The sequence below is a fragment of the Bacillus sp. XF8 genome (assembly GCF_017498755.1).
In the GTDB taxonomy this organism is placed as follows: Bacteria; Bacillota; Bacilli; order Bacillales; family Bacillaceae_G; genus Bacillus_A; species Bacillus_A bingmayongensis.
Genome location: NZ_JAGDQK010000070.1, coordinates 1 through 10304 on the forward strand (window position 1 = coordinate 1; position 10304 = coordinate 10304).

General features: G+C 37.0%; 9 protein-coding genes. 7 read left to right on the forward strand and 2 right to left on the reverse strand.

Annotated features, from left to right (window positions below; translation table 11 throughout):
* The 6 genes from J4P91_RS27585 to J4P91_RS27610 form a co-directional block, all read left to right on the forward strand.
* The coding region (locus J4P91_RS27585; RefSeq protein ID WP_207996631.1) for a hypothetical protein at nt 1-180 on the forward strand (180 nt) is incomplete at its 5' end.
* A 495-nt stretch (nt 181-675) separates the two neighbouring features.
* Entirely contained in the window at nt 676-1560 is an 885-nt protein-coding gene (locus J4P91_RS27590) for a D-amino-acid transaminase (protein WP_207996632.1), read from the forward strand.
* A 210-nt stretch (nt 1561-1770) separates the two neighbouring features.
* Nucleotides 1771-3420, forward strand: a complete 1650-nt coding sequence (locus J4P91_RS27595) for a C40 family peptidase (protein ID WP_207996633.1) — start codon at nt 1771-1773, stop codon at nt 3418-3420.
* A gap of 330 nt (nt 3421-3750) precedes the next feature.
* Nucleotides 3751-4962 (forward strand): NupC/NupG family nucleoside CNT transporter, encoded by a 1212-nt coding sequence (locus J4P91_RS27600; protein WP_207996634.1) that lies wholly within the window; start codon nt 3751-3753, stop codon nt 4960-4962.
* Between the two features lie 105 nt (nt 4963-5067).
* Nucleotides 5068-5820: an MreC domain-containing protein gene (locus tag J4P91_RS27605; RefSeq protein ID WP_207996635.1), complete on the forward strand. Its 753-nt coding sequence runs from the start codon at nt 5068-5070 to the stop codon at nt 5818-5820.
* On the forward strand, nt 5817-7112 hold the full coding sequence (locus J4P91_RS27610; protein ID WP_207996636.1) for a glycosyltransferase family 2 protein: 1296 nt from the start codon (nt 5817-5819) through the stop codon (nt 7110-7112). The genes J4P91_RS27605 and J4P91_RS27610 overlap by 4 nt, the downstream gene beginning before the upstream one ends.
* 187 nt (nt 7113-7299) lie before the next feature.
* Here the strand turns inward: J4P91_RS27610 and J4P91_RS29530 are convergent, their stop codons facing one another.
* Nucleotides 7300-7434, reverse strand: coding sequence for a hypothetical protein (locus tag J4P91_RS29530; protein ID WP_003205060.1), 135 nt, complete (start codon nt 7432-7434; stop codon nt 7300-7302).
* A 236-nt stretch (nt 7435-7670) separates the two neighbouring features.
* Nucleotides 7671-9191 carry a glycine betaine transporter OpuD gene (opuD, locus tag J4P91_RS27615; RefSeq protein ID WP_017153482.1) on the reverse strand — a complete coding sequence of 507 codons (1521 nt, stop codon included), beginning with the start codon at nt 9189-9191 and terminating at the stop codon, nt 7671-7673.
* A gap of 655 nt (nt 9192-9846) precedes the next feature.
* Between opuD and J4P91_RS27620 the strand changes: the two genes are divergently transcribed.
* The coding region (locus tag J4P91_RS27620; protein ID WP_243764045.1) for an SH3 domain-containing protein at nt 9847-10304 on the forward strand (458 nt) is incomplete at its 3' end.

The window sequence follows — 10304 nt, forward strand, 5'->3', positions numbered from 1 at the left end:
GGTGAAGTCGTAGAGGTACCAAAAGAAGAAGCTCAAGCAATGATCGATCGTGCTCAAAATGAACTGCGCATGTCTGATAAACTCATTGAGGGAGACTTACTTCGCTTCTCTGAAAGCAACAAAATTAAAACGGGCCAAGTAAAAACAATTATTAAAGAAGACAAAAAAGACGCTGAGTAATCTCAGCGTCTTTTTTATGTACACCATTTAAACAATGGAGGTTCTTACTGCCCGCGAATAGCGGGATAAAATTACACAATCTTCACCAAATATTTACATGAAATTCATGAAACATCTCTATAATAGAATTTGTAAACAATGTTCTGTCCATTCCCCATGGGGAATACCAGAATCATTTGTGTAACAATGGATGTTACTGAGTAGTAACATCCATTGTCTTAGTAAAGTAAGTCCGTCCGGTTTACTGGTCACCTTACTAGGCTATACCGAGACAATATCCCTATGAAACAAGCTACCCTCCTTATGCAACATTGTTGCAAGCAACGTTCTATATGAATGTTGCTTTTTTTTATTTCTAAAAAGCAGGATTCTCATTTCTCATTTGCGAATTTGTATATGCAAAATACAATAAATTGAAGTTTCTGTAGGTGAGATAACTTTACACCTATCACCCACAAAAGAACCACCACTCATCATTCAAACAATTAAGAAAGGATGGGAAGTAAAATGGCATACGAAAGATTTATATTATGGAATGATAAAATTATTGATACAAATAAAAAAGAGCCGTACATACAATTAGAAGAACGTGGCTTACAATTTGGAGATGGTGTCTATGAAGTAATCCGTATTTATAAAGGAACCATCCACTTATTAGATCCACATTTAACTCGGTTATACCGTTCAATGGATGAAATAGAATTAACACTACCTTTCTCTAAAGCAGAACTCATTACACTACTTTATAAATTACTCGAAAATAATACATTCCAAGAAGATGGTATCATCTACCTACAAGTTTCTCGTGGAGTACAACACCGTACACATGCATTTTCCTTTGATGTACCCCCAACAATCTATGCTTATATCTCAAAAAAAGAACGACCCGCTTTATGGATTGAATACGGGATACGTGCCATATCAGAGCCCGATGTACGTTGGCTCCGCTGTGATATTAAGTCCCTAAATTTATTACCAAACATATTAGCTGCTACAAAAGCAGAACGCAAAGGTTGTAAAGAAGCACTTCTCGTTCGTAATGGAATCGTTACAGAAGGAAGTCACTCTAACTTTTTTCTTGTAAAAAACGGGACTCTGTATACTCATCCTGCTAATCATCTAATCCTAAACGGGATTATCCGCCAATATATTCTTTCTTTAGCCAATAAACTACATATTCCTGTTCAGGAAGAATTATTCAGCATTCGTGATGTTTATCATGCTGATGAATGTTTTTTTACAGGAACAACTGTAGAAGTGCTCCCGATGACGCATCTTGATGGCACCGCCATCCAAAATGGTCAAGTTGGGAGGATCACCAAATTACTACAAAAAACATTTGTCCAAAGCTTTTCAACTTCTGACATCTCGCCACTTTAAATACGAACATTTTTATTTTAAACACTTCTGAATATATGTTTTTTCATTTAAAATCAAGGTGGAGCATGCGTCTTGATTTTTTTTCGTAATATTTTTGACATATTCAGATTCCCGCATAAGCCTTGACAGTAATCGACATGCCTTTTAGAATTTTTAACAGTTGGTAAATATTTCATCACTATATTACAGACAGAAAGGAATCGACAAAACATGAAAAAATATCTTGCCGGTCTTGCGGCAGTGTCTGTAGCAGGAGGAGCAGCCCCGACATTAGATAGCGTTCAAGCTGCACCTGAAAATACACAAAAATCTGCTGCGCAAACTGTTCAAGCTGCACCACAAAACAATTCCAATTACACAGTTACTGCTGACGTATTACACGTTCGCTCAGGAGCTAGTACTTCTCACGACATCATCTCTCGCGTATATGAGGGTCAAAAATTAAACGTAATCAGCGAAGAAAACGGTTGGTTTAAAATTAACCATAATGGTAAAACTGGTTACGTTAGTGGACAATTTGTCTCAAAAAATGGTTCAACAACAAATGTTAGCACAGATGGAAAAAACAAAGTAACTGCTGACGTATTACGCGTTCGTACAAGCCCAAATGCTTCTAGTTCTATTATGGGACGCGTATATGAAGGTCAAACATTACAAGTTATTGGAGAAGAAAACGGATGGGTTAAAATTAACCATAACGGCAAAACTGGTTACGTTAGTGGACAATTCGTATCTGGCGTTTCTTCAAATAACGAATCAAATGTTCAAGAAGCAAGCGGAAACTATACAGTAAATGTATCTTCCCTTCGCGTTCGTACAGGCCCTAGCACTTCTCATACAGTTTTAGGCTCTGTTCATAAAGGACAAGTTGTACAAGTTGTTGGCGAAGTTCAAGATTGGTTCAAAATTAACTATGCCGGACAAACTGCTTACCTTAGCAAGGACTACGTAACAAAAGGTGGTTCTAGTAACAATGTTGACGAAGGAAATAACAACACAACTGTTCAAACTGGCGGTACTTATGTTGTTAATGCAACATCATTACGTGTTCGTACAGGCCCAGCTACATACCACGGTGTACTTGGTGGCGTATTAAATGGTCAAACATTAAACGTAATTGGTGTAGAAAATGGTTGGTACAAAATTAATCACCATGGTAAAACTGGTTATGTAAGCAGCGAATTTGTTAAATTTGTTAAAGGTGGCACAACGACACCTGAACAACCAGAAGCAGCTATTGGTGAATACTACGTTAATGCATCTGCATTAAATGTACGTAGTGGCGAAGGTACAAATTACAGCGTAATCGGTGCTCTTCCACAAGGTCAAAAAGTACAAGTTATTTCTGAACATTATGGGTGGAGCAAAATTAATTACAACGGTCGTACTGGTTATGTAGGAACTCGTTTCCTATCTAAAACACCAGTTGGTGGCGGTGAAGGCAATAACAATAATAATAACAATAATAATAACAATAATAATACTGGCAACAACAGCGGTGATACATCATCTATTCTTGCATATGCAAAATCAATGCAAGGCGTACCATATGTATGGGGCGGCACTTCTGCTAATGGCGTTGACTGCAGTGGTTACATTTTCCACGTATTTAACAAATTCGGTCACAACATTAGCCGTCAAAGTGTAGCAGGATATTGGAGCAGTCTACCAAAAACTTCAAATCCACAACCAGGCGATTTAATCTATTTCCAAAACACTTATAAGCCAGGTCCTTCTCACATGGGTATCTACCTTGGTGGCGGATCATTTATTCAAGCTGGTGACAACGGAGTTAAAATTGTTTCAATGAATAACTCTTACTGGAGCAGCCACTTCTTAGGATATACAAAAGCACCTTAAGTCATAGTTTCAAAGTCTTCTAGATTACTAGAAGGCTCTTTTTTATAGATTTAAATATGTTTCGATTCTCTTATTTCATACACTATATTCTATAAAAACAGTTCATAACGTTACAATAATGAATATATTTCCGCTAAAAAACATAACCTATTTTGTCCCCATAAGATCGATATGTGTTTTCTTAACGAATTTTCTTTCTATTTAAACTTTTCAATAGACGTTTGACCTCTGATGTCCGGTATGATAAGTTACTTAAGATGTTATTTTCGTAGAAGTATAGACATCTGTTAATTATACTTCTTTTACTATGAGAGAGGAGAGTTACACTGCATGAATGTTTTATGGGGAATTGGCGGCGTGATTGGAATTTTAGCAGTTGCATTTTTACTATCATCCAACCGCAAAGCTGTAAATTGGCGCACAATTTTAATCGCGCTAGCATTACAAATTACATTTTCTTTCATCGTGTTACGATGGGATGCTGGAAAAGCTGGCTTAAAAGTTGCCTCTGACGGGGTTCAAGGCTTAATCAACTTTTCTTATGAGGGAATTAAATTCGTCTCTGGTAACTTATTAGATAAAGATGGTCCTTGGGGATTTATTTTTGTAATTCAAGCACTACTTCCAATTGTATTTATTAGTTCATTAGTAGCAATATTATATTATTTAGGTATTATGCAATGGTTCGTTAGTATCGTTGGTGGTGCATTAAGCAAACTTCTTGGAACTTCTAAAGCAGAGAGCTTAAATGCAGTAACAACTGTTTTCTTAGGACAAACAGAAGCACCAATTTTAATTAAACCGTACTTAACACGTTTAACAAACAGTGAATTCTTCACAATTATGGTAAGCGGTATGACAGCTGTTGCCGGATCAGTTCTTGTCGGTTATGCAGCAATGGGAATTCCGCTAGAGCACTTATTAGCAGCAGCAATTATGGCAGCACCATCAAGCTTATTAATTGCAAAACTAATTATGCCAGAAACAGAAACACCAGATAACAATGTAAAACTTTCTACAGAGCGTGAAGATGCTAACGTTATCGATGCAGCTGCACGCGGAGCTTCTGAAGGAATGCAGCTTGTTATTAACGTAGCAGCAATGTTAATGGCATTCATCGCGTTAATCGCTGTATTAAACGGCCTATTAGGATGGATTGGATCTTGGTTCGATATTAAACTTAGCCTTGATTTAATCTTTGGATATATTTTATCTCCATTTGCTATCCTAATCGGTGTTTCACCAAACGAAGCTGTACAAGCAGCTGGCTTTATCGGACAAAAACTTGCAATCAACGAATTCGTTGCTTATGCAAACTTAGGTTCACACATGTCAGAGCTATCTGATAAAACAAATATGATCTTAACATTTGCAATTTGCGGATTTGCAAACTTCTCTTCTATCGCAATTCAATTAGGTGTAACAGGAACTCTTGCTCCTTCTCGCCGTAAACAAATTGCACAGCTAGGGATTAAAGCAGTAATCGCTGGTACATTAGCGAACTTCTTAAACGCAGCAGTTGCAGGTATGATGTTCTTATAATAAAAAAAGCTGATCCGAACTTTCGGATCAGCTTTTTTTATGAATGCATATCTCCCCTTCTAGCACATATTACATATAACACCCTATTTGTTAGGAGGCCAGTTGATGAAGCAGACGCCCAATCAAATCATATTATTATGGATTATACAAATTTTATTTTATTTCACCACAGTTCACATGAGCTCATTTCCCTATGCTTTTTTCTTCACGATCATTTATGTACTCATCAACTTACTATTTCTATTCATTTCAAATAAATTTGCTTTCACTTTGTTTATTGCCGGAACTCTCCTCTCCGTCTTCTATTTATTTTATGAAGCATGGTTATATTTATGGAGTACTTCCACACAGCTTACCTATATCATCGTCCATTTCCTAGCAATCGCGAATTTCTTTCTTATTTACATATCGACCTATATGTTAAAAAAACTCTTGGATGAAAATATCCGCTTACGAAAACAAGTCCAAACACTTGAACAATACATTGGCGAAACAAAGCTATTAACAAGACAGGAATTTGAAAGACGCGGTTTATTGCTCGAAGCAGCTATGAAAAGACGGGGCGAAACAGGCATGCTCGTCTATTTTTCGTTCACCTCTTTTAGCAGCTATACGAAGCGTAGCGTCATGGATCGCGTCGCCTCCCTCCTACTCGATACAGTGCGGCGTGATTTTGATTTAGTTGGAAAATATGATGACAATACATTGGTCATTTTACTCCAAAATACAAATGAAGCTGGGGTAAATATTGTTATGATGCGTCTTGAGCATACATGGCAAGAGTGGTTAACGGAAGAGGCCCTTTCAAAAATCATAATCAAACAAGAACAACTTGGGGAGCAGGTGTTAACGACATGATGACACTTATTCTTCTCCTGTTATTTCTTCTATTTTGCTTGCTTGTTTTTTGGATTAGTATAATTTTTTCTATTAAATATGTGCTTATTTTTACAGCTTTCTTATTTTCCGGTTTGCTCATCTACTATTCCTTACTAACACTTGCCGGTCTTGTTCATCGAAATCGCAAGCTAAAAAAGCGGACATTAGAACATTATCCAAGCGTAGATATACTGATTCCTGCCCATAATGAAGGCGTTGTGATTATGGATACGTTAGCCGCGATGGCAAATATTGAATATCCCGGAAAACTTACCATTTATTTATTAAATGACAATTCACAAGATGAAACTGAGGAAATTGGCGATGAATACGATGAAGCCTATGCTCATATAAGACATATTCGCGTCCCACCTGGGGAACCAAAAGGAAAATCACGTGTATTAAACTATGGACTCAGCATTTCTAATGGAGAATATTTTTGTGTATATGACGCTGATAACCAACCAGAACCCCACGCCCTCCGCATGCTGGTTGAATATGCGGAAACGACAGAAGATGCTGTCGGTGCTGTTGGCCATGTCCGTACTGTTAACGAAAAACGAAACTGGCTAACAAGGATGATTTCCCTTGAGTTTCAGATTTTCCAGCTACTCATGCAATCTGGCCGTTGGCTCTTATTCCAAACCGGTTCATTAACAGGAACCAATATGCTTCTGCGTCGCTCCGCACTTGAAGAACTTGGCGGTTACGATCCATATGCGATCGCCGAAGATGCCGAGCTTACATTACGAATTACGCAAAAAGGCTATTTATTGCCTATTGTTCCTGAATCCATCACATGGGAACAAGAACCAGAACATTTAAAAGTTCTTATTAAACAACGAACGCGCTGGCTTCAAGGAAACCTATACATTTTAGAAAAAATGTTTTCCTCCTTCAGCTTCTTTAAAGGAAAACTACTCGTTCATTCACTGCAACAAGTATTAGTATACGTCGTCTTTTGGCTGTTCTTAATCATTTCAAATGTATGGTTTATCATCGGCCTACTCGGCCTCTTTCAAATTAACTATACAATCCCGCTGCTATTTATGTGGTACGTCGCCTATATTACGTACACCTCGCAGCTCTTTAGTGCACAAAGCATTGAAAATACATTCACACCAACCAACATATTTATCAGTATCATCATGTATTTCACATACGCCCAGCTCTTCACGTACCTGTTCGTCCGAAGCCTTATATTATACTTACGTGCGAAAAGTAAAAAACAAATTATCGGATGGGATAAAACAGTACGGTTTAAAAAATAAAAGCGGAAGCGGCTCGTTTAGAATTAAACAAACGTTTGATTAAAAAAATAAGCACAGAGCGCCGTATGCTCTGTGCTTATTTTTACCGTAAAATCTATATATCAGACAATACCCCTTAGCCGAAAGCTATTTCACGTCCATCCCCCAACGAACGATCTACTTTCATTTATATACGAAAAAGTGACTGCTATTTTTGTAAAACCAATTGCTTCTCTTGTTGTTCTTTAGATACCTCAGTCTTTGGTTCCGTGTTTTCTTGGACACTACGATGTGCCACACGTTTCAAACAAATATGCTTCCACTTTCTTTCGTAACGTTTCATTATTCTAGTTGTCCCCCTTGAATACGCTTAAAAACTATTTGAAATCGCTTACAAGAAATAATATAGCACATTTAGATAAAAGTGACAACACATTTCCGACATATTTTTGACAAAAATTTGGATTACTTTTGACAATATATCGGCGATTCGACACCTTGCGACAACTGACAACCACTAGAAACTCGTCCATCTACAAAAAAGAGCTGATTCTAATTCAGCTCTTTCCTTCTATATTATTATTTATGATGATGGTGATGCTGAACTTCTTTTTGTAATTCTTTAAATAAGGAAGCTGCCATAAAGAAAATAACAAATACAAACGGGAATGCTGCGATAATTGAAGCTGTTTGTAGTGCCTCTAATCCGCCTACATATAATAATATTGCTGCTAACGCTGCTTGAACAAGACCCCAGACCATTTTAATACGATTTGGTGGGTTTAAACTACCATGTGTCGTTAACATACCAAGAACAAATGTCGCAGAATCTGCTGATGTAATAAAGAATGTTGCAATCAGTAGAATCGCAAGAACAGATAAAGCTGGACCTATGCTACCCATATGATCTAACACAGCAAATAATCCTATCTCTGTGCCCATCTCTTTAATTTGTGCTTGAATATTTGCTCCATCAAACAACTCCATGTGAATGCCTGTTCCTCCAAATACTGAGAACCAAAGTGCACCAATGATTGTTGGCACGAGCAACACACCAATAATAAACTCACGAATTGTACGTCCGCGTGACACACGGGCAATGAATGTACCAACAAATGGTGACCATGCAATCCACCATGCCCAATAGAAAATTGTCCATGATTGAATCCACTGGTTTCCACCCTCATCTAATGGGCTTAAACGGAAACTCATACTCGGTAACTCTTGAATGTATGAACCAATTGTCGAAGTGAAGTAGTTCATAATAAAGTTTGTTGGACCTGCAAATAATAAAATTATCATGAGTGCAAAGGCTAAAATAATATTTGTATTACTTAAATACTTAATCCCTTTATCTAGTCCTGTTTGTGCAGATAACATATATAGAACCGTGACGACCCCAATAATAACTAACTGTGTTGTTAATGAGTTCGGAATAGATGTTAAGTAGCTAACGCCGCCTGCAATTTGTTTTGCCCCAAGCCCTAATGAAGTTGCAACACCGAATACTGTCGCAAATACAGCTAACACATCAAACGTATGTGCAATACGACTATGTTCTCCGTTCTTAAATAATGAACCAACTGCCGCACTAATTGTACTTGGCTTCCCTTTTCGGAATGTAAAATAGGCGATACAAAGTGCCACAAGCGCATATAATCCCCACGGATGTAATCCCCAGTGGAAGAATGAAAAACGAAGTGCGAGACGTGCACTCTCCTCTGTTGCACTTTCTCCATACGGTGGTGTATATAGATGATTTAAAGGTTCCGCAACTCCCCAGAAAACCAAACCGATTCCCATACCAGCACTAAATAGCATGGCAAACCATGTCATATAACTATAATCAGGTTCATCATCATCTTTACCTAAACGAATAGAACCGTACTTTGAAAAGATTAAAAAGATAGTTAAACCTAAGAAAACAGAAACCGAAATGATATAGAACCACCCAAATTTACTAACTAATGCAGTTTGAATTGCAGTGGTCACATTTCCTAAGCTACCTTTTCCAATTATAGATTCGGGAATAATCCCCCAAATTGTAAATGCGATACATAATGTTAATGAGACAATAAATGTTTTTGTCAGTTTCCTCATAAAATCCCCCTTTTGTAGGTTTCTTTTTCGTAAAATGACCCTAATTCCGATATGTTAAATCAGATAAAGTGAAATGTTTTTTGCGGTGATTTTCTTCAAGCTCTCTAAAATCAACCTTCACTAATTAGAATTCTTATGGACAGTTCACCCTCCATATAACCGTTCGGATTATAAAATGAAGATGATACCGCCAAATCGTGCGAGATAGATGCGGATGGGAGTGTGTTTTCCCAAAAAATGGTGCGTTACAGTTGTAAAACAGGGCAAATATATCGATTGCCACTCTTTCTTTTTGTAACAATTATGCGGTTGTTTTGTCAGGATATCGTACGCATTTATAAATGCACAAACAAAATATTTATGTTTATATAACTATTTTAGGCATAATTAGGTAAAATTCTCAAGGAATGTAACACCTTAGTAAACTGTTTGTAATACCACTGTAACACTTTTATCTTTACCGAAAAACATCTGTTGTAATAAAAAAATAGATATATGACATAAACCTTCTAAAAACACGGATTGAAAAACGCTTTCTATAATTCCTTTCTATATTACAGCGTGTTAATGATTTATTACGAATGGTTTGTAATTGTGTGTTTTCCCAAATTCCCAAAAAAACTGTTGCTATAATGAGGACACGAAAACAAACGCAATGGAGGCTATCATGAAAAAATTAATTGGTATAGCAACAGCAGCAGTTTTTGGTCTTGGGATTTTCACTACTTCTGCACAAGCAGAAACTGTTGTAACAACAGACGTATTAAATGTACGCGAGAACCCAACTACTGAATCACAAGTTGTAGGCAAATTATTAAATGGTCATAAATTAGATGTTACAAATACAGAAAACGGATGGTCACAAATCAAATTAAATGATAAAGACGTATTCGTAAGCTCTGAATTTACAAAAAGCATCTATTACGTAACAGCAAACGTATTAAACGTACGTGCTGAAGCGAACACAAACTCAGAAATTCTTGGTACGCTTAAGAAAGACGATATGATTGAAACAACGAACCAAGTACAAAATGGGTGGTTACAATTCGAATATAACGGGAAAACGGCTTATGTTCATGTTCCTTTCTTAACAGGTACAGCACCTGTTATTGA